The sequence below is a fragment of the Streptomyces sp. NPDC004647 genome (assembly GCF_040609575.1).
Classification (GTDB): Bacteria; Actinomycetota; Actinomycetes; order Streptomycetales; family Streptomycetaceae; genus Streptomyces.
Window position 1 is genome coordinate 34698 of record NZ_JBEXKU010000042.1, and the last position, 19416, is coordinate 54113.

Below are 19416 nucleotides of genomic sequence, written 5' to 3' on the forward strand. Positions count from 1 at the left end.
ACCGATGACCGAGGCGAGAGAAACCGAGCGCGCCGGCCAGGAGCACGGCGGGCCCGAGCACGGCGGGCCGTCCGTGCCGCAGACCCGCACCGCCCGCCACCGCAGGATTGTCGACATCCTGTCCCGGCAGCCCGTGCGCTCACAGAGCCAACTGGCGAAGCTGCTCGCCGACGACGGCCTCTCGGTCACCCAGGCGACGCTCTCCCGGGACCTGGACGAGCTGGGCGCGGTGAAGATCCGTAACACCGGCGGGGAGCTGATCTACGCGGTGCCGTCCGAGGGCGGTTTCCGCACCCCGCAGGCCCCGCTCGGCGAGTCCGCGAAGGAGGAGCGGATGCGGCGGCTCTCCGGCGAACTCCTCATCTCCGCCGAGGCCTCGGCCAACCTCGTCGTCCTGCGCACCCCGCCGGGCGCGGCCCAGTTCCTGGCCTCGGCGATCGACCAGGCGGAGCTGCACGACATCCTCGGCACCATTGCCGGCGACGACACTCTGCTGCTCATCAGCCGGGCCCCGGACGGTGGCCGGGCTCTCGCGGAACACCTGCTGCGGCTGGCTCAGAAAGTGCGCTGAACGGACGCTGCCGGGCGCGGGTCGACCGACGTGTCACCCCACTGACTCACGGGCCCTGGACGCACGAAGGCTCACCCTCACCCATCCAGGGCCACTGCGCCGGTGTTTCCTCACCCCACCCGCGCGAACTGCCCGAAGCCCGCCGTGCTCCAGGTGTCGCCGAAGGCGGTGACGGCGAAGGCCTCCACACCCGGCAGTTCCTCCAGCCAGCCGCGGGAGGCCGAGCCCTGGGCGAACGCCGCGGTGGCCCAGGCGTCCGCCGCGGTCAGTCCGCGGGCCAGCACGGTGATCGAGGCGAGCCCGTCCCGGGGAGGAGCGCCGGTGTGCGGGTCCACCACATGGCAGCCGCGCTCCGCCGGGCCCGACGTGGCCACGGCGAGTTCCCCGGCCCCCTCCACCACGGCCACGAACCGGCCCGGGTGCAGCGGATCGCTGATCCCTATCCGCCAGGGCAGGCCGGGCTCGCGCTGGCCGCTCAGCTGGATGTCCCCGCCGCCGTTGATGCAGGTGTCGCTGACGCCGGCCGCGGCGAGCAGCCGTGAGGCTCGTTCCACCGCCCACCCCTTGACCAGCCCGGTGGGATCGAGCCCGCCCGCGTACCCGGTGCTGAACCAGCCGTGGCTGCGTACCTCCGCGGCCTCGCACAGCTCGAGCACCTCCACGACGAGCGGATCGCACTCGGCCGCGGTCAGCTCGCCGCGGGCCAGCCTGCTCAGCTCGCTGTCCGGCTTGTACGTGGAGAACAGCGCGTCCGCCCGGTGCAGCCAGCGCGCGGCCGCCTCGACCGCGGCGCCCGCCTGTGCGGCGGCCTCACCGCGGATGTCGAACGAGAACACGGTGCCCATCGCGTGCTCGATCCGGCGCAGCCGCCGGAGCTCAGACACCGGCCTTGTCCAGCGCGCTCTGCAGGGACGCGACATAGCCCTGGCTGGTGTACGAGGCGCCGGAGACCGCGTCGATCTCCGCGCTCTGCGCCGCCACCGCCGCCTGGTCGAGGCGGGGGACCGCGGAGGAGGTGATCTCCTTGGACCGTGGGGTGGACGAGGGGGACCGCACCGCCGTAGCCGCGGTCAGCCGGTCTCCGGACATGGTGATCTTGACCTGCACCACGCCGTAGTCGGTCTCCACGGCGCTCCCGGTGACCGTGCGCGGAGCGGCGCCGCCCCCTTGGGACGGCTCAGGCCGTTGCTCCTGCTCTCCCTGTTGCCCGGGGTCCTGCGGCTGTTCCGGAAGCTGGGGATCCGGTGCTGCCGGGTCGGATCCGGCGGACCGGGAGGGAACCGAGCCCGGTGCTCCCGTGGCCGGGGCCGTCACCCCCGCCACGGGTGCTCCGGCCTCTGTCGAAGTGCCCGGCAGCCCCGGCGACTTGAGAGCCAGCAGCAGGACGACGCCGGACACGGTGGCCGCGGTGGTCAGCAGGATGCGGCGTATCGGATGCTGTTTCATGGATTCACGGGCTCACAATTCGAAGGACTCGTGGTGGATACGGCGGGCCGGGACTCCGGCCTCGCGCAGGGCCGCGTAGGACTCCTCCGCCAGGCCCGGGGGCCCGCACAGGTACACGTCGTGACGTTCGATGTCGGGCAGCGCCCGGCTCAGGGTCTCCGCGCTGATCTCCGGGCGGGCGCCGTCCGGTCCGTTCACCGCGTACAGCAGCCGCGCGCCGCGCGCTTGGGCGATCTCCTTCAGCTCCTTCCACAGGGCCAGTTCCTCCTGGCTGCGCGCCCGGTAGAGCAGGGTCAGATCGCCGGGCCGCGCGGGGATCGCCTCGAAGAGGGCGCGCAGCGGCGTGATGCCGGCCCCCCCGGCGAGCAGCAGCACCTTGGCGCTGCGGCCGCGCTGCCGGCGAGCGGCGGTGAGGGCCCCGTACGGTCCCTCCGCCCACACCCTGGTGCCGGGCCGGAGCCCGGCCAGCGCCGCGCTGTGGTCGCCGGCCGCCTTGACGGTGATGCGCAGCAGCCCGGAGCTCGGCGGCGCCGACAGCGAGTACGGATTCGCGGTCCAGCGCAGCTTCGGCGCCAGGAACCGCCAGCGGAAGAACTGCCCGGCCTCCGCGCCCAGCCGGTCCAGCCGCCGTCCGCGGATGTTCACCGAGACGATGTCCGGCGACTCCTGGACGGTGGACTCCACGCGCAGCCGGTGCGTGAGGTTGAGGCGGACCGGGACCAGGACCCGGTACCACAGCACCAGCGCGGTCACCGTGCCGTACAGCGCGTACCAGGCGGTGCGGGCGGCCGGGACGGCGGCGAACTCGGAGCCGGTCGAGAGCTGGTGCCAGAAGGCGAGATAGACCGCCGCGTAGGTGAGGAGGTGGAGGTAGTACCAGGTCTCGTACCGCATCCGGCGGCGCACGGCGCCCGCCGAGACGGCGGCGATGACCAGCAGCAGGGCGGTCCCCACCGAGGCCTCGATCATGTCGGGGTAGTCGAGCACCACGGTGACGGCCTGCTCCACCACCCCGGTGCCCGCCTGCTCGGCGTACCCCCACAGGATCAGCAGCAGATGGGCGAGGAGAAGGAACACCGTGTAGCGGCCCGCCATCGCATGCCAGCGGGCCACCCGGTCGGAGCCGATCCGCCGCTCCAGCGCGGGCACCCGGGCCATCAGGGCGACCACCACGGCCGTGGCGTAGCCGGCCAGCAGGCCGGTGATCCGCCCCGCCCCGGTGAGCCAGTCGGCGGTGGCCACGACGGCTGTGGTGGTCTGCCACCACAGCCCGACCACGGCGGCGGCACCGGCCCACAGGAGTACGAGAAGTGGCGTGGCGGGGGAGCGGCGCGGCCGCATCCGCTGCTCGGCGCGGCGTCTGGCGGCCCTGCCGCCCTCGTAGATCGTGGCCAACGGTCCCGCCCTCCCCGGAGCGCCCCGGCACGGAATGCGAAACGCCGGGCTCGCACACTGGTACGCACGGGAGGCCCCGGATGCTCATCCGGGTCGGGACGACTCACGGAAGCGCGTTGACGAAACATACGGTGGAGTGCATACTTATACCCATCAGCGTATGCACCGTAAGGAGAAACCAGTGACCGAGCGCGTCGTACTCGCCTACTCGGGAGGCCTGGACACCTCCGTCGCCATCGGCTGGATCGCCGAGGAGACGGGCGCCGAGGTCATCGCCGTTGCCGTGGACGTCGGCCAGGGCGGCGAGGACCTGGACGTCATCCGCAAGCGCGCGCTCGCCTGCGGTGCTGTCGAGGCCGAGGTCGCCGACGCCAAGGACGAGTTCGCCGACGAGTACTGCCTCCCGGCGATCAAGGCCAACGCCCTCTACATGGACCGCTACCCGCTGGTCTCGGCCCTCTCCCGGCCGACCATCGTCAAGCACCTCGTCGCCGCCGCGCGGAAGCACGGCGCCACCACCGTCGCCCACGGCTGCACCGGCAAGGGCAACGACCAGGTGCGTTTCGAGGCCGGTATCTCCTCCCTCGCCCCCGACCTGACGTGCATCGCCCCGGTCCGGGACTACGCGATGACCCGGGACAAGGCCATCGCCTTCTGCGAGGACAAGAACCTCCCGATCGCGACCACCAAGAAGTCCCCGTACTCCATCGACCAGAACGTCTTCGGGCGGGCCGTGGAGACCGGCTTCCTGGAGGACATCTGGAACGCGCCGATCGAGGACGTGTACGAGTACACCGAGAACCCGGCCACCCCGCGCGACGCGGACGAGGTCGTCATCACCTTCAAGCAGGGCGTCCCGGTCGCCATCGACGGCAAGACCGTCACCGTGCTCCAGGCGATCCAGCAGCTCAACGAGCGGGCCGGCGCACAGGGCATCGGCCGGCTCGACATGGTCGAGGACCGGCTCGTGGGCATCAAGTCCCGCGAGATCTACGAGGCTCCGGGTGCGATCGCGCTGATCACCGCGCACCAGGAGCTGGAGAACGTCACCGTCGAGCGCGAACTGGCCCGCTACAAGCGGCAGGTCGAGCAGCGGTGGAGCGAGCTCGTCTACGACGGCCTGTGGTTCTCCCCGCTCAAGCGGGCGCTGGACGGCTTCATCGCCGAGGCCAACGAGCATGTGTCGGGCGACATCCGGATGACGCTGCACGGCGGCCGGGCGGTCGTCACGGGCCGGCGCTCCGAGGAGTCGCTGTACGACTTCAACCTCGCCACGTACGACAGCGGTGACACCTTCGACCAGTCGCTGTCCAAGGGCTTCATCGAGATCTTCGGCATGTCGTCGAAGATCGCCGCCAAGCGGGACCTCGCCTGACGGCAGCCCGGCGGACGCGACGCCCGACGGGCCCCTGACCGGCCTCACGGCGGCCCGGCCGGCATGACGGTAACGTCCGGTACCACCGCCGCCTCCCCGCCCTCGGTGGGGAGGCGGCCGCACGATCCGAGCCCATGCACGAGGAGCATCAGGTGAGCAACGGCGCTGAGTCGGCCGAGTCGACGCACAGGACGGCCGGTGACGTCCGGCTCTGGGGCGGCCGGTTCGCCGACGGACCGGCGGAGGCGCTGGCCAAGCTGTCGGCGTCGGTCCACTTCGACTGGCGCCTCGCGCCGTACGACATCGCCGGCTCCCGTGCCCACGCGCGCGTGCTCCACCGGGCCGGGCTGCTGACCGCCGACGAGCTCGAGCGGATGCTGGCGGGCCTGGACCGGCTCGAAGCCGATGTCCTCGACGGATCCTTCACCGGGACCATCGCCGACGAGGACGTCCACACCGCTCTGGAGCGCGGCCTCCTGGAACGGCTCGGCCCCGACCTCGGCGGCAAGCTCCGGGCGGGCCGGTCGCGCAACGACCAGGTCGCGACCCTCTTCCGGATGTACCTGCGCGACCACGCCCGGATCATCGGCGGCCTGATCGCCGACCTCCAGGGGGCGCTGACCGGCCTCGCCGAAGCCCACCCCGACGTCGCCATGCCGGGCCGCACCCATCTCCAGCACGCCCAGCCCGTCCTGTTCGCCCACCACGTCCTGGCGCACGCCCAGGCGCTCAGCCGCGACGCGGAGCGGCTGCGGCAGTGGGACCAGCGGACGGCGGTGTCCCCGTACGGCTCGGGCGCGCTCGCGGGCTCCTCGCTCGGGCTCGACCCGGAGGCGGTCGCCGCCGACCTGGGCTTCGAGGGCGGCTCATCGGGTAACTCCATCGACGGCACAGCCTCGCGTGACTTCGTCGCCGAGTTCGCCTTCATCACCGCGATGATCGGTGTCGACCTGTCGCGGATCGCCGAGGAGATCATCATCTGGAACACGAAGGAGTTCTCCTTCGTGACGCTCCACGACGCCTTCTCCACCGGCTCGTCGATCATGCCGCAGAAGAAGAACCCGGACATCGCGGAGCTGGCGCGCGGCAAGTCCGGCCGCCTGATCGGCAATCTGACCGGCCTGCTGGCCACCCTCAAGGCGCTGCCCCTCGCCTACAACCGCGATCTGCAGGAGGACAAGGAACCCGTCTTCGACTCCTGCGACACCCTCGAGGTCCTGCTGCCCGCCTTCACCGGCATGATGGCGACCCTCACGGTCAACCGTGAGCGCATGGAGGAGCTGGCACCGGCGGGCTTCTCGCTCGCCACCGACATCGCTGAGTGGCTGGTCAAGCAGGGCGTGCCGTTCCGGGTCGCGCACGAGGTCGCGGGCGAGTGCGTCAAGGAGTGCGAGGCGCACGGCATCGAGCTCGACCAGCTGACGGACGATCAGTTCGCCAAGATCTCGCCGCATCTCACGCCGGAGGTCCGTACGGTGCTCGACGTGCCGGGCGCCCTCGCCTCCCGCAGCGGCCGCGGCGGTACCGCGCCGTCGGCGGTGGCGGTCCAGCTCGCCGAGGTGAAGGCCGACCTGGCCCGGCAGCGGGAGTGGGCCTCGGCCAAGCGCTGACCCGCACCGCGCCTCGTCTCCCTCCCTCTCCGTACAACTCCGCACGCCACCGGCCGCCTCCGCACTCGGGAGCACCGGGCGGCGGCGTCCCGCCCACGCGCCGCCACGTACCTCCGGGGCGCCGAGCCGGAAGGCGCGGACGCGCGGTCGGCGGTGTGGTGTCCGACCCCACGGGTACGGTGGCGACATCTGTCCGCCGAACCACCAGCACGGGGGCCCACCATGGCGTTCACCCGCCTCGCCGAAGCGGCCACGCCGACCGCCCGTATCGGACTGGGCCTCGCCGCCGTCGGCCGGCCCGGGTACATCAATCTCGGCCGCGACCGGGACCTTCCGGTCGAGCGCACCGTCGACGCGCTGCGTGAACGCGCACAGGAACTGCTCGACACCGCATACGCGCGCGGCGTCCGCTACGTGGACGCCGCGCGTTCGTACGGGCGGTCGGAGGAGTTTCTCGCCGACTGGCTGCGGCGCCGTCCGGACGCGACGGACGTCGTGGTCGGCAGCAAGTGGGGCTACACCTACACCGCCGACTGGCGCACCGACGCCGACGTGCACGAGATCAAGGACCACAGCGTCGCGGCATTCGACCGCCAGTACGCGGAGACCCGCGGGCTCCTGGGGCCGAGGCTCGACCTGTACCAGATCCACTCCGTCACCCCGGACAGCCCGGCCCTTACCGACCGCGTACTCCACGACCGCCTGGCGCGCCTGGCCGCCGAGGGCGTCACCGTCGGCCTGTCCACCAGCGGCCCCGCCCAGGCCGACGCGATCCGCGCCGCCCTCGAGGTCACCGTGGACGGACAGCCGCTCTTCCGCACCGTCCAGTGCACGTACAACCTGCTGGAGCCCTCGGCCGGCCCGGCCCTCGCCGAGGCACACGAAGCGGGCTTGTGGATCATCGTCAAGGAAGCGATGGCCAACGGCCGTCTGGCGGCTCCGGACGCCCCGGCCGCGGTGGAACGCGTCGCCGAGGAGGTGGGCACCGGCCGTGACACCCTCGCGCTCGCGGCGGTCCTGCACCAGCCGTGGGCCGGCACGGTCCTCTCCGGTGCGGCCACGGCCGATCAGCTCGTCTCCAACCTCGAAGCCGCGACGGTTCGTCTCGACGAAGCGCAGTCGGCCCGCCTCGCGGAACTCCCCGAGGACCCCGCCGCGTACTGGCAGCACCGCTCGCGCCTGTCCTGGGCCTGAGCGTCGCTTCATCGGCCGGCCAGGCCCCGCTGTGCGCGGACCGGAACCCCATCGCGAGCCGGCAACCCACGACAACAGAGGGAGGGCGGGAGCCCGTTGAGTGACTGGCCGCTGAACGAGACGTACCGGAGCACTTCCGGTGAGGTCCGCTGGGGATCCCTCGGTGAGGCGGGGCTGCCGCCCGTGGTGCTGCTGCACGGCACCCCGTTCTCCTCGTACGTCTGGCGTGGAATCGCCCGCTCGCTCGCCCACCGCCACCAGGTCTTCTTCTGGGACATGCCCGGCTACGGGGCCTCGGACATGGCCGAGGGCCAGGACGTCTCCCTCGCGGCGCAGGGCGGGGTCTTCACCGGGCTCCTGGCCCATTGGGGACTGGACGAACCGGTGGTGGTGGCCCATGACTTCGGCGGTGCCGTGGCCCTGCGCGCCCATCTGCTGCACGGCGCGCGTTACCGGAGGCTCGCACTGGTCGACCCGGTGGCCCTGGCGCCGTGGGGCTCGCCGTTCTTCCGGCTGGTCGGCAGGCACGCGCCGGTGTTCGAGCAGCTGCCACCGGCGCTGCACCGGGCCCTGGTGCGCGAGTACGTGAGCTCCGCCAGCAGCCCCGGCCTGCACCCCAGGACCCTCGAGCGGCTCGTCGAGCCCTGGCTCGGCGACGCCGGGCAGCCCGCGTTCTACCGCCAGATCGCCCAGGCCGACCAGCGCTACACCGATGAGATCGAGGGCATCTACGGGACGATCGGCCTGCCGGTGCTCATCTGCTGGGGAGCGGACGACACCTGGATCCCACCGGCCCGCGGCCGTGAACTGGCCGCGCTGGTCCCCGGAGCCCGGCTGCATCTCATCCCGGGCGCGGGTCACCTCGTCCAGGAGGACGCTCCGGCCGAACTGACCGCCGCCCTGCTCGACTTCCTCGGCTGAGCCCGCGCTGGACTCCCCGAGGCCGGGCCCGCCGGGGAGCCGCCCCGGCAGGTGCGCGGCGCGACGGCGCGACCGCACTGAGTCATGTGAGGGATGCGTCAGCGTATCGAATGAGACATGGATGTCTCATTCGGGCTATGCTCGTCTCATGTCAGTCGATCGCGAACACGTGCTGCGGGAAGCCGCTGCCCTGCTCACCCGTAAGGCCACGGCCTCCATGGACGAGATCGCCAGGGCCGCCGGCATCAGCCGGGCCACCCTCCACCGGCACTTCGCCGGGCGGGATGCGCTCGTACAGGCGCTCGGGGTGATCGGCGTCCAGCAGGTGGAGGAGCGGCTGGCGGCGGCCCGGATCGAGGAGGGCGACCCTGTCGAGGCGGTGCGCCGGCTCGTTGCCGAGGCCATTCCCGTATCCGGCTTCCTGGCCTTCCTCTACGGCGAGAACCAGCTGTACGAGTCCGGGGCCATGGACGAGGGCTGGGAGCGGATCGACGAGCGGGTGGGGGCGCTGTTCCGGCGCGGGCAGGAACAGGGTCTGTTCCGGATCGATCTGACGCCCGCTTGGCTGACCGAGGCCCTCTACTCCCTGATCGCGGCCTCGGCCTGGACCGTCCAGGAGGGCAGGGTGGCGGCCAACGACGCCGGTTACATGGTCGCCGAGCTGTTGCTCGGCGGAATGATTCGGAGTGTGGAGAAGTGAGCAGCGAGACCGTGGAGCGTCCGGCGGGCGCCGCCGGGGCGATACACAAGGGGGCGCCGGGGCGGTGGCTCGCGCTCGCCGTCCTGGTGCTGGCCGTACTGCTGGTGGCGGTGGACGCGACCGTCCTCGGCCTGGCCACGCCGTTCCTCAGCGAGGACCTGAGGCCCTCCGGCAGCCAGCTGCTGTGGATCGGCGACGTCTACTCCTTCGTCATCGCCGGACTCCTGGTGTCCATGGGCAGCCTCGGTGACCGCGTCGGCCGCAAAAAGCTGCTGCTGAGCGGTGCGGTCGCGTTCGGCGCGCTGTCGGTGCTGGCCGCGTACGCCACCAGCCCCGAGATGATGATCGCCGCGCGGGCCCTGATGGGTGTCGCCGGCGCGACCCTGATGCCGTCCACCCTCGCTCTCATCCGCAACCTCTTCCCCGACCCCAAGGAGCGCAGCCTCGCGGTCGGCATCTGGGGCGCCATGGCCTCGGCGGGCGCCGCGGTGGGACCGGTCGTCGGCGGATTCCTGCTGGAGCACTTCTGGTGGGGCTCGGTCTTCCTGATCAATCTCCCCGTGATGGCGGTTCTCGTCCTCGTGGGCATCAAGCTGCTGCCGGAGTCCAGGAACCCCGCGCCCGGCCCGTGGGACCTGCCCAGCGTGGGCCTGTCGCTCGTCGGCATGGTCGGCGTGGTGTACTGCGTCAAGGAGCTTGCCGCGCACGGCATGCGCGGAGAGACCGCCCTCGCGGGCGTCGTCGGAGTACTGGCGCTCGTGGTCTTCGTCCGGCGCCAACTCACCCTCCGCGCACCCCTGTTGGACATGCGGCTGTTCCACCACCGCGGCTTCTCCGGAGCCGTGCTGGCGGACCTGCTCACCATCCTGGGGCTGTCCGGGCTGGTCTTCTTCCTCTCGCAGTTCCTGCAACTCGTGCAGATGCGGGAGCCGTTGGAGGCCGGGCTCGCCGAACTGCCCGCAGCGGTCGGCGCGGTGTCGGCAGGTCTGGTCGCCGGCGTCGTCGCCCGGCGCTCCTCGGTGCGTACGGTCGTGGCGGGCGGGCTCGCCGCGGTGGGCCTCGCCCTCGCCGCGCTCACCCTGCTGGAGGCCGGGACCGGCTACCCGGTGCTCGGTGCGGTGCTGCTCGTCGTCGGTGTCGGCGCGGGCTTCTCCTTCACCGTCACCGCGGATGTGATCCTCTCCAGCGTCCCCAAGGAACAGGCGGGCGCAGCGGCGGCGGTCTCCGAGACGGCGTACGAACTCGGCGCGGCGCTCGGCATCGCGCTCCTCGGCTCCCTGGTCACCGGCGTCTACCGCGACTTCACCACCCCGGCCGGTGTACCGGACGCCGCGGCGGCAGCGGCGCACGAGTCGCTGGGCGGAGCCTTTGAGTCGACGGCCGGACTGCCCGACGGTGTGAGCGCCGCACTGCTCTCCTCCGCGCGGGAGGCGTTCGTGGACGGACTGAGGATCGCCTCGGGCGTGGGCGCGGCGGTGCTCCTCGCGGCCGCGGTCGCGGCCTGGTACCTGCTGCGCGGCCAGCGGCTCGAGGGCGGCGTCGCCGAGCGCGGCGCCGGGGACGGCCGCTGACCGGTCGCGCGCCGCGTCTCCGACGGTGCCCCCGGGCCCCGGTGGTGCGCGACGTCCAACGGCGTCTCCGGCTTCGGCGCCATCGACCCCCGGACGCCGGCATGGGCTGTGCGGGACCACCCGGTCCCGTACAGCCCATGTATACGTTCTGCCCTGCGCGCCTCAGGCGGCCTTGGCCTTGGTGGCGTACATGTCCACGTACTCCTGGCCCGACAGTCGCATGACCTCGCTCATCACCTCGTCGGTCACCGCCCGCAGCACATAGCGGTCGCGGTCCATGCCCTCGTAGCGGGAGAAGTCCAGCGGTGCGCCGAACCGGACGGTCACCGGGCTGATCCGCGGGAGACCCTTGCCGCCCGGCTGCACCTTGTCGGTGCCGATCATCGCGAACGGGACCACCGGCGCGCCCGTCATCAGTGCCAGCCGCGACACGCCCGTACGGCCGCGGTAGAGGCGGCCGTCGGGGGAGCGGGTGCCCTCCGGGTAGATGCCGAAGACCTTGCCCTCCTCCAGTACGCGGCGGCCGGTCATCAGCGCCGCGACACCGCCGTGCCCGCCGTCCCGGTCGACCGGGATCATGCCGGAAGTGGTGAAGAACCAGGCCATCAGCCGGCCCTTCAGACCCTTGCCCGTGACGTACTCGTCCTTGGCGATGAACAAGACCTGCCGCTTCACCACCAGAGCCAGGAACATGGAGTCGATAAAGGTGACGTGGTTACCGGCGAGAATCACCGGACCGGTCCCGGCGATGTTCTCCACGCCCTCGACCTTCGGGCGGAACAGGACGCGCATGAGCAATCCGAGAAACGCCTTGAGCAGAATGCGGGACAACGGGCCCTCCGGTCGTGATGGTCGGCTGAGGCGTACTGCGGGGACCCGGTCCACCGCATGAGTACGCAGGTGGGACGATACTCGCGGGTCGCCCTGGTTGGCACATCCGGGTCGCCCTGGTTGGCACATCGGGTTCGTGCGTCCGATACCCAGTGTTGACTCGTGTTTCCACTGCGTTCCGTCCCATGTCTCCCTTGTGCAAGTCGGGGCCGCTTACGATCAACCCTTTGGCAGGTGCGTGACATCACACATTCACAGCGAGGAGTGTTCATGGAGCAGCAGCACGAGCAGCCGGGGCGGCGTGCCCTCCTGGGGGTCGCGGCCCTCGGTGCGGGAGCGGTCGTGATCGGCGGGGCGGGCACGGCGGGAGCCGCTGAGCGCACGGGAACCCCGCACCGAAGCGGGCTTCCCGTACCGACCGTGATCGCGCACCGCGGCGCCAGCGGCTACCGCCCCGAGCACACCTTCGGCTCGTACCAGCTCGCCCTCGACATGGGCGCGGACGTCATCGAGCAGGACCTGGTGCCCACCAAGGACGGCCACCTCGTCTGCCGTCACGAGAACGACATCACGGGCACCACCGATGTCTCCGCCCACCCGGAGTTCGCGGGTCGCAAGACCACCAAGACCGTCGACGGCAAGGCTCTCACCGGCTGGTTCACCGAGGACTTCACGCTCGCCGAGCTGAAGACACTCCGCGCCAAGGAGCGCATTCCGGCCACCCGGCAGGAGAACACCCTCTATGACGGCCGCTGGGACGTACCGACGTTCGAGGAAGTGCTGCGCTGGGCCGAGCAGCAGGGACGCCGCCGCGGCCGCCCGGTGTGGCTGCACGTCGAGACCAAGCACCCCAGCTACTTCCGCAAGCTCGGCCTCGGTCTCGAGGAGCCCCTGGCCAGGCTGCTCCGCACGTACGGCCGGCACCGCAAGAACTCGCCCGTCTTCCTGCAGTCGTTCGAGCCCAGCAGCATCCAGCGGCTCGGCAAGCTGGTGTCCTCGCCGCGTGTGGTGCTGCTCGACGCCGCCAACACCCGCCCCTGGGACTTCGTCGAGGCGGGCGACCCGCGCACCGTCGCGGACCTCGTCAAGCCCGAGGGCCTCAAATGGATCGCGGGCTTCGCGCAGGGCATCGGGCCGTGGCTGGACCTGATCATCCCGCGGGATGCGAGCGGCAAGCTCGGTACGCCGACGACGCTCGTACGGGACGCGCACGCGGCGGGGCTGATCCTGCACCCGTACACGATGCGCAACGAGAACAGCTTCCTGCCGGCCGACTTCCGGCGCGGCACGGACCCCAACGCCTACGGCGACGCGTTCGGCGCCTTCAAGACGTACTTCGAGACGGGCATCGACGGCATCTTCTCGGACAACGCCGACACGGCGCTGCTGGCGCGGGCGGACTTCCTCAAGGACTGAGGGCCGCGCAGCGGACATGAGTTCACCGGGCCCGGACGCTACGCGCGTCCGGGCCCGGTGAACTGCGGTCCGCGAGCGTCGCCCGGCGTGTGCTCGTCTGCGGCGGCTCCGGGCGGTGCCCCGCCCGTCGGCACGCGCGCGTGGTTGAGGCGCGGCAGCGTGTCCTGCTCGTACGGCTGGGCGGCCGGGCGGCTGGGCTTCCGGACGCCCGGGGGCGGGGGCCGCACCCACACGGACGGGTGAGTTGCGGGCCGCGGCGAAACCGGTGGGCCCGGAGACGGTGTCACGGCCGGTATGACACCGACCGACCTTCTCACCTCGTTCCGCCCGCTCCTCACCGCCGAGGCGGAAGCCGAGGCGCTCGGCACCGGCGTGGAGCCCGCGGACCTCGAACAGGGGGTCTGGCTGCGGTTGCTGGAGCACACCAGGGACGCCGGCCCGCCGGACGCGCCCGCCGACTGGCTGCGCGCCGCCGTACGCACCGAGGTACGCGGTGCGCGCCGCCGGGCGCGCAGGGAGGTGCCGTACTCCCCGGCAGCGGTCGGGGCAGCCGCCGGGCCGGCCGCGGAGTGGGAGGCACCGGCCGCCGACCGGATCGGCGATCCCACGGCAGCGGTCGAGGACCGGGTGCTCGCCGACGAGGCGGGCCGTGCCCTGCGGACCGCCGTCGCCCGCCTCCCCGGACGCTGCCCGGGGCTGCTGCGCGCGATGCTCTCGCCGAGGGACCCCACGTACCGCGAAGTCGCAGGTGAGTTGGGAATCTCACAAGGAAGTTTGGGGCCGGTACGTTCCCGTTGCCTTGGATGTTTGCGCAGAATGCTTCTGGCGGAGGTTGCGGCTCCTGAACTCCGGGGAAAGGGGGGAAAGGAGCGTTAGCCGACCGGCGCCACCGAGGCGGCGTGTACCCACGGCGCTCCGGTCAGGGCCCACGGTCCGGGCGCACCCACCACCCTCATCGCGCCCGGGCGGACCGACTAGGGGAGGCATGCGCACATGGGCATGAGCGTGACCATCTCTGCGGCGACCGAGCATGACGCCGAGCAGATTCTCAAGCTGCAGTACCTCTGCTACCAGCGTGAAGCGGAGATCTACGGCGACTACAGCCTCGAACCGCTCACCCAGAGCCTCGACGACCTCCGCGCCGAACTGAGCCAGGGCCGCGTGCTCGTGGCCCGGCTCGGCGACGAGGTCGTCGGCTCGGTGCGCGGCACCGTCGACGACCACGGCACAGCCAGCCTCGCGAAGCTGATCGTGCACCCCAGAATGCAGCGGCACGGGCTCGGCGGACGGCTGCTCGGCGCCATCGAGGCGCGGCTGGCGGAGGAGTTGGCGGCCAAGCGCTACCGGCTGTTCACCGGCCACCGCAGCGAGGGCAATCTGCGGCTCTACCGGAAGTACGGCTACGCGGCCATCGGCACGGAGCAGGTCTCGCGCAAGCTGAGCCTGATCACTCTGGAGAAGGACGCGACAGCGCAGGTTTTTGTGGCCAGCGCCTGACACCCGGTCAGCGAGCGGCCCGTCGGGCGGTCACGTCCGGCGGGCCCGCCGCAGCCAGAACAGCCCGGTCACCGGCAGCACCAGCGGCAGGAACAGATAGCCCATGCCGTAGTCGGACCAGACGGTGGCGTCCGGGAAAGCGGACGGCTCGACGAGCGTCCAGGTGCCGACACCCAGTACGCCGACCAGCTCGGCGGCGCAGGCGCCCATCGCCAGCCGGCGGGCGGTCTCGCCGCCGCGCACCAACGAGACCAGGATGAACGCGTAGACCAGCGCGGCTGCCGCCGACAGCACGTAGGCGAGTGGCGCCTCGTCGAACTTCATGATCATCTGGGCGATCGAGCGGGATGCCGCACCGACGGTGAAGACCCCGTACAGCAGCACCAGCAGCCGTCCCGGGCCCTCGCCGAGCTGCCGGCCCGCGGGGCCTTCCGGCGTCCCGGCCCCGCCGGCAGGCGTAGTGCCGGACGCGGTGGACTCAGGCACCGGTACCTCCCCAGATGTCGAACAGCCGCACCTCGAGCACGGCCAGCACCACCGCTCCGGCCGCGACCGTCACCGATCCCCACCGGGTCCGCTCCGACAGCGACAGGAAACCCGCCGCCGGCACGGCTGCCGCCGCGCCCAGCAGATACGCGACGAAGATGCCGGTACCGTCGTCCGGCTTCTCGCCGCGGGCCAGCCGTACGACACCGACGACCAGCTGCGTCAGCACGAGCACCGATACGACGGCCATGCCGATGAAGTGCCAGTCCTTGGTCGGCTGGTCCCGGTAGGCGGCGAGGGAGCACCACGCGGCGAGCGCCAGCGCCGCCGTACCGACCACGATCGTCAGCGCGTCGATCACCGGGGCCTCACCGGGGACCGGCGGGCCGCTGCTGCGGTGAGAAGCGGGCGGTCGACAAGCATGGGGAAGACTCTAATGCGCCCGATGGATCCCGCTGCGCCCGCCCCCGCAGCGGCACGTAGGCTCGCCGACCATGAAGTTCTCCGCTGACGCCCTGCTGTTCGACATGGACGGGACCCTGATCTCCTCGACGGCATCGGTGGTCCGCTGCTGGACGCGATGGGCGCAGGAATACGGCATTTCGGCCGAGGAGTTCGCGCGGGTCCAGCTCCACGGCCGCCCCGCGGTGGAGATCATCGCCGGACTGCTGCCATCCGGGCAGGTGCAGGAGGCCCTCGCCCGTATCGAGCAGCTGGAGGTCGAGGACGTGTCCGGTGGCGTGTCCGTCCTCCCCGGCACCAAGGAGCTGCTGGCCTCGCTGCCCGACAGCGGCTGGGCCGTCGTCACCTCCGCGACCCGGCGGCTCGCCGAGGCACGGCTGCACGAGGCCGGTATCCACCCCCCGCTGCTGATCGCCGCCGACGACATCACCCGCGGGAAACCCGACCCCGAGCCCTTCCTGCTCGCCGCGGCGAAACTCGGCGCCGGTCCCGCCCGCTGCGTCGTCTTCGAGGACGCTCCGGCCGGCCTGGAGTCGGGCCGCGCCGCGGGGATGCCCACGGTGGCCCTGACCACGACGCACGACCGGGAGGAGCTCTCCGCCGACGTGGTCGTGGCCGATCTGGCCTCGGTCTCCGCACTGGCCGCGGCCGCCGACGGGCTGGCGGTCACGGCCGCGGACTGAACGCTGTCCGCCAGTTGACCAGAACTGTCCGGCACCCGGACCGTGTGGACCGGGCGCCGTACGTGTCTGATTAACTGGCCCGCATGACCACGACGAGCAACCGCACCCCTGCGACCGAGGCGATGATGACGCCCGGTGCTCGTTGTATGTGTCGAATGTGCAACCGCTGAGGGCCCCCGCCTGAGCCTCGCGCCCCGAAGCGAGACCGGCCCGACCCTCCCTCCGGGGTGAGGACGGGCCCGGCCCACCTCCGCACGCCCCCTGCCGCAGATCGCGGCTGCCCCGCGTCACGGCCGCCTGTCCGGGATGACCCGGACCACCTCTCGCACCGTGCCGCGCTTCCAGAGAAATGCCCCGTGCCCGGCGGCGATCCCGCCGCGCACTCGACAGTGACGGAAAACCCCTGTGATCACCACGACGGGCCTGACGAAGGTCTACCGCTCACGAGACCGCGATGTCACCGCCCTGGACGGCGTCGACCTGCACGTCCGCGAGGGGGAGGTGTACGGCGTCGTCGGCAGGAGCGGCGCCGGCAAGTCCACCCTCATCCGCTGCGTGAACCTCCTGGAGCGCCCCAGCTCCGGCACGGTCACCGTCGGCGGCCAGGACCTCACCGCACTCGCCGGCCGAGGACACCGCGCGAACTCCGCACTGCGCCAGGCTCGCAGCGGCATCGGCATGGTCTTCCAGCACTTCAACCTGCTGTCCTCGCGCACCGTGCAGGCAAATGTCGAGCTGCCGCTGGAGATCCTCGGGATCTCCGGCAAGGACCGCTCGCGCAAGGCCCTGGAGCTGCTCGACCTTGTCGGTCTCACCGACAAGGCGAAGGCCTACCCGGCGCAGCTCTCCGGCGGCCAGAAGCAGCGCGTCGGCATCGCCCGGGCCCTGGCCGGCGACCCCAAGGTGCTGTTGTCCGACGAGGCGACCTCCGCGCTCGACCCCGAGACCACCCGCTCCATCCTCCAGCTGCTGCGCGACCTCAACCGGCAACTCGGGCTGACCGTGCTGCTCATCACCCACGAGATGGACGTCATCAAGACAATCTGCGACTCCGCCGCGCTGATGAAGAACGGCCGGATCGTCGAGTCCGGCACCGTCTCCGAGGTGCTGTCCACCCCGGGCTCGGAGCTCGCACAGGAGCTGTTCCCGGTGGGCGGCGAGGCGTCGGGCCCGGACCGTACGGTCGTGGACGTCACCTTCCACGGCGAGGCGGCCACCCGTCCGGTGATCTCGCAGCTGTCGCGTACGTACAACGTCGACGTCTCGATCCTCGGCGCCGCCATGGACACCGTCGCCGGCCGGCAGGTCGGCCGGATGCGGATCGAACTGCCCGGTCCTTTCGAGGAGAACGTCGTCCCCATCGGCTTCCTGCGCGAGCAGGGCCTGCAGGTGGACGTGGCCGAGACCGCCGTCGCAGCCGCCACCCCGGCACCCGCCGGCGCCGAACTCGTGAAGGATGGTGCCAAGTGACCTGGTCCGAGATGCAGCCCCTGCTGTCCGACGCCTGTCTCGACACCCTCTTCATGGTGGGCTGGTCCACGGTCTACGCCGTTCTCGGCGGTCTGCCGCTGGGCGTCCTGCTGGTGCTCACCGACCGCGGCGGCCTGCTGCAGAACGTCATGCTGAACAAGGTCGTCGGCGCGGTCGTGAATGTCGGCCGCTCGCTGCCCTTCTTCATCCTGATGATCGTGCTGATCCCCCTCTGCCGGGTCCTCATCGGAACCTCCATCGGGCCCAGCGCGGCCGTCGTACCGCTCGCCATCGGCGCCGTCCCGTTCTTCGCCCGGCTGGTGGAGACAGCGATCCGCGAGGTCGACCACGGCCTGGTCGAGGCCGCGCAGTCGATGGGCGGCGGAACCTGGACCATCGTCCTCAAGGTGCTGCTGCCGCAGGCGCTGCCCCCGATCGTCGCGGGTCTGACCACCACCGTCATCGCGCTCATCGGCTACTCCGCGATGGCCGGCTCGATCGGCGGCGGCGGCCTCGGCAACCTGGCCTACGTCTATGGCTACCAGCGCTTCGAGACCGGACTGATGCTCGTCACCGTGGTCCTGCTGATCGTCATCGTCAGCGCCGTGCAACTGCTCGGCGACCTGGCCGTACGGCAGCTGTCCCGCCGTGGCAGCTCCCGCTCCGCGCCGCCCGTACGGCTGCGGCTGCCGTGGTCCGGCAGGGCCGCCGGGGACGCCGAAGCCCTGGCGCTCGGCAAGACCTCCTGAGACCTCGCCACCGGCCCGCCACCGGCCCGCCACCGGCGCGGGGGCACACCCGAGCCCGGACCCTTCGCCGGGCGCACCACCCAGTGAAACCAAGAAAGAGGCACTCTTCGTGCGCAACACCGTCAAGATCACCGCTGCTGTCGCTGCCGCCGCCGCTCTCACCCTGGGCGCGGGCGCCTGCAGCGCTCCCTCCGACCCCGTCTCCGCTGCCGGCAAGGGCGCCAAGAACGCCCCACTCGTGGTCGGGGCCAGCCCGACGCCGCACGGCGACATCCTCAACTACGTCAAGGACAACCTCGCCGAGAAAGCGGGCCTCGAGCTGGAGGTCAAGGAGTTCAGCGACTACTCGCAGCTGAACACCGCCACCGAGAACGGCGATGTGGAGGCCAACTTCTTCCAGCACAAGCCGTTCCTCGACGACTTCAACAAGAAGAAGGGCACGCACATCGTGCCGGTGATGAACGTCCACGTCGAGCCGCTCGGCCTCTACTCCAAGAAGCTCGACGAGCTCTCCGGCATCAAGCCCGGTGACACCATCGCGGTGCCCAACGACGCCACCAACGAGGGCCGGGCGCTGAAGCTGCTCGCCGACCGCGGTGTCATCGAGCTGAAGGACGGCGTCGGCGCCGAAGCCGCCCTCTCCGACGTCACCGACAAGAAGGGCCTGAAGTTCGCCGAGCTGGAGGCCCCGCAGATCCCGGCCCGGCTGGCCGACGTCGACGCCGCCGTGGTCAACGGCAACTTCGCGATCGGCTCCAAGCTCAAGCCGTCGCGGGACGCGCTGGCCCTGGAGAAGGCGGAGGACAACCCGTACGCCAACTTCCTCGCCGTCAAGAAGGGCAGCGAGGACGACCCGCGGGTGCAGAAGCTCGCCAAGCTCCTCAACTCCGAGCAGGTCGAGCAGTTCATCTCCAAGAAGTTCGGCGACGGCTCCGTCATCCCCGCCTTCGGCCCGGCCACGTCCTGACGCCCCAACGGATCCGCAGGTCCAGGGCCCGTGCATCCCGTCCCGGGGTGCACGGGCCCTGAACGCACCGGC

The 19416-nt window shown here is 71.5% G+C and carries 20 protein-coding genes; 14 read left to right on the top strand and 6 right to left on the bottom strand.

Annotated features, from left to right (window positions below):
- Positions 1 to 4 precede the first annotated feature (4 nt).
- Positions 5 to 571 (top strand): arginine repressor, encoded by a 567-nt coding sequence (locus ABZW18_RS19785; RefSeq protein WP_356189038.1) that lies wholly within the window; start codon positions 5 to 7, stop codon positions 569 to 571.
- Positions 572 to 681: 110 nt separating this feature from the next.
- Here ABZW18_RS19785 and ABZW18_RS19790 read toward each other — a convergent pair whose 3' ends face one another.
- Genes ABZW18_RS19790 through ABZW18_RS19800 form a run of 3 tightly spaced genes read right to left on the bottom strand, consistent with a single transcriptional unit; the run spans position 682 to position 3358 of the window.
- Positions 682 to 1416 (bottom strand): FAD:protein FMN transferase, encoded by a 735-nt coding sequence (locus tag ABZW18_RS19790; RefSeq protein ID WP_356189093.1) that lies wholly within the window; start codon positions 1414 to 1416, stop codon positions 682 to 684.
- Positions 1417 to 1447: 31 nt separating this feature from the next.
- Entirely contained in the window at positions 1448 to 2017 is a 570-nt protein-coding gene (locus ABZW18_RS19795) for an FMN-binding protein (protein WP_356189040.1), read from the bottom strand.
- Between the two features lie 12 nt (positions 2018 to 2029).
- Positions 2030 to 3358: a ferredoxin reductase family protein gene (locus ABZW18_RS19800; RefSeq protein WP_356189094.1), complete on the bottom strand. Its 1329-nt coding sequence runs from the start codon at positions 3356 to 3358 to the stop codon at positions 2030 to 2032.
- A gap of 235 nt (positions 3359 to 3593) precedes the next feature.
- On the opposite strand from ABZW18_RS19800, the gene ABZW18_RS19805 reads away from it, so the two are divergent.
- The 6 genes from ABZW18_RS19805 to ABZW18_RS19830 all read left to right on the top strand — a co-directional run bounded on the left by ABZW18_RS19805 (position 3594) and on the right by ABZW18_RS19830 (position 10783).
- Complete coding sequence (locus tag ABZW18_RS19805) at positions 3594 to 4787, top strand: argininosuccinate synthase (RefSeq protein WP_356189042.1); 1194 nt, start codon at positions 3594 to 3596, stop codon at positions 4785 to 4787.
- A gap of 152 nt (positions 4788 to 4939) precedes the next feature.
- Complete coding sequence (gene argH, locus ABZW18_RS19810; protein ID WP_356189044.1) at positions 4940 to 6397, top strand: argininosuccinate lyase; 1458 nt, start codon at positions 4940 to 4942, stop codon at positions 6395 to 6397.
- A 222-nt stretch (positions 6398 to 6619) separates the two neighbouring features.
- The gene (locus tag ABZW18_RS19815; protein ID WP_356189046.1) at positions 6620 to 7591 is read left to right on the top strand and encodes an aldo/keto reductase; all 972 of its coding nucleotides are present in this window, start codon (positions 6620 to 6622) and stop codon (positions 7589 to 7591) included.
- A 96-nt stretch (positions 7592 to 7687) separates the two neighbouring features.
- Positions 7688 to 8512 carry an alpha/beta hydrolase gene (locus ABZW18_RS19820; RefSeq protein ID WP_356189048.1) on the top strand — a complete coding sequence of 275 codons (825 nt, stop codon included), beginning with the start codon at positions 7688 to 7690 and terminating at the stop codon, positions 8510 to 8512.
- A gap of 148 nt (positions 8513 to 8660) precedes the next feature.
- Positions 8661 to 9212: a helix-turn-helix domain-containing protein gene (locus tag ABZW18_RS19825; protein ID WP_356189049.1), complete on the top strand. Its 552-nt coding sequence runs from the start codon at positions 8661 to 8663 to the stop codon at positions 9210 to 9212.
- The gene (locus tag ABZW18_RS19830) at positions 9209 to 10783 is read left to right on the top strand and encodes an MFS transporter (protein ID WP_356189051.1); all 1575 of its coding nucleotides are present in this window, start codon (positions 9209 to 9211) and stop codon (positions 10781 to 10783) included. Before ABZW18_RS19825 ends, ABZW18_RS19830 begins: the two co-directional genes overlap by 4 nt.
- 162 nt (positions 10784 to 10945) lie before the next feature.
- On the opposite strand, the gene ABZW18_RS19835 is transcribed toward ABZW18_RS19830, so the two are convergent.
- On the bottom strand, positions 10946 to 11614 hold the full coding sequence (locus ABZW18_RS19835; RefSeq protein ID WP_356189053.1) for a lysophospholipid acyltransferase family protein: 669 nt from the start codon (positions 11612 to 11614) through the stop codon (positions 10946 to 10948).
- A 270-nt stretch (positions 11615 to 11884) separates the two neighbouring features.
- Between ABZW18_RS19835 and ABZW18_RS19840 the strand changes: the two genes are divergently transcribed.
- The 3 genes from ABZW18_RS19840 to ABZW18_RS19850 all read left to right on the top strand — a co-directional run bounded on the left by ABZW18_RS19840 (position 11885) and on the right by ABZW18_RS19850 (position 14527).
- Positions 11885 to 13030 (top strand): glycerophosphodiester phosphodiesterase, encoded by a 1146-nt coding sequence (locus ABZW18_RS19840; protein ID WP_356189055.1) that lies wholly within the window; start codon positions 11885 to 11887, stop codon positions 13028 to 13030.
- Between the two features lie 294 nt (positions 13031 to 13324).
- Positions 13325 to 13906, top strand: coding sequence for a sigma-70 family RNA polymerase sigma factor (locus tag ABZW18_RS19845; protein WP_356189057.1), 582 nt, complete (start codon positions 13325 to 13327; stop codon positions 13904 to 13906).
- Between the two features lie 117 nt (positions 13907 to 14023).
- Positions 14024 to 14527 carry a GNAT family N-acetyltransferase gene (locus ABZW18_RS19850; protein ID WP_356189058.1) on the top strand — a complete coding sequence of 168 codons (504 nt, stop codon included), beginning with the start codon at positions 14024 to 14026 and terminating at the stop codon, positions 14525 to 14527.
- A 30-nt stretch (positions 14528 to 14557) separates the two neighbouring features.
- On the opposite strand, the gene ABZW18_RS19855 is transcribed toward ABZW18_RS19850, so the two are convergent.
- The gene (locus ABZW18_RS19855) at positions 14558 to 15013 is read right to left on the bottom strand and encodes a hypothetical protein (RefSeq protein ID WP_356189060.1); all 456 of its coding nucleotides are present in this window, start codon (positions 15011 to 15013) and stop codon (positions 14558 to 14560) included.
- Positions 15006 to 15374, bottom strand: coding sequence for a hypothetical protein (locus ABZW18_RS19860; RefSeq protein WP_356189061.1), 369 nt, complete (start codon positions 15372 to 15374; stop codon positions 15006 to 15008). The genes ABZW18_RS19855 and ABZW18_RS19860 overlap by 8 nt, the downstream gene beginning before the upstream one ends.
- A 133-nt stretch (positions 15375 to 15507) precedes the next feature.
- Between ABZW18_RS19860 and ABZW18_RS19865 the strand changes: the two genes are divergently transcribed.
- The 4 genes from ABZW18_RS19865 (at position 15508) to ABZW18_RS19880 (ending at position 19344) form a co-directional block, all read left to right on the top strand.
- Entirely contained in the window at positions 15508 to 16158 is a 651-nt protein-coding gene (locus tag ABZW18_RS19865; protein ID WP_356189062.1) for an HAD family hydrolase, read from the top strand.
- 405 nt (positions 16159 to 16563) lie between these two features.
- Entirely contained in the window at positions 16564 to 17628 is a 1065-nt protein-coding gene (locus ABZW18_RS19870; protein WP_356189064.1) for an ATP-binding cassette domain-containing protein, read from the top strand.
- Positions 17625 to 18377, top strand: coding sequence for a methionine ABC transporter permease (locus ABZW18_RS19875; protein WP_356189066.1), 753 nt, complete (start codon positions 17625 to 17627; stop codon positions 18375 to 18377). Before ABZW18_RS19870 ends, ABZW18_RS19875 begins: the two co-directional genes overlap by 4 nt.
- 109 nt (positions 18378 to 18486) lie before the next feature.
- Positions 18487 to 19344: a MetQ/NlpA family ABC transporter substrate-binding protein gene (locus ABZW18_RS19880; RefSeq protein ID WP_356189068.1), complete on the top strand. Its 858-nt coding sequence runs from the start codon at positions 18487 to 18489 to the stop codon at positions 19342 to 19344.
- The last annotated feature ends 72 nt before the right edge of the window (positions 19345 to 19416 follow it).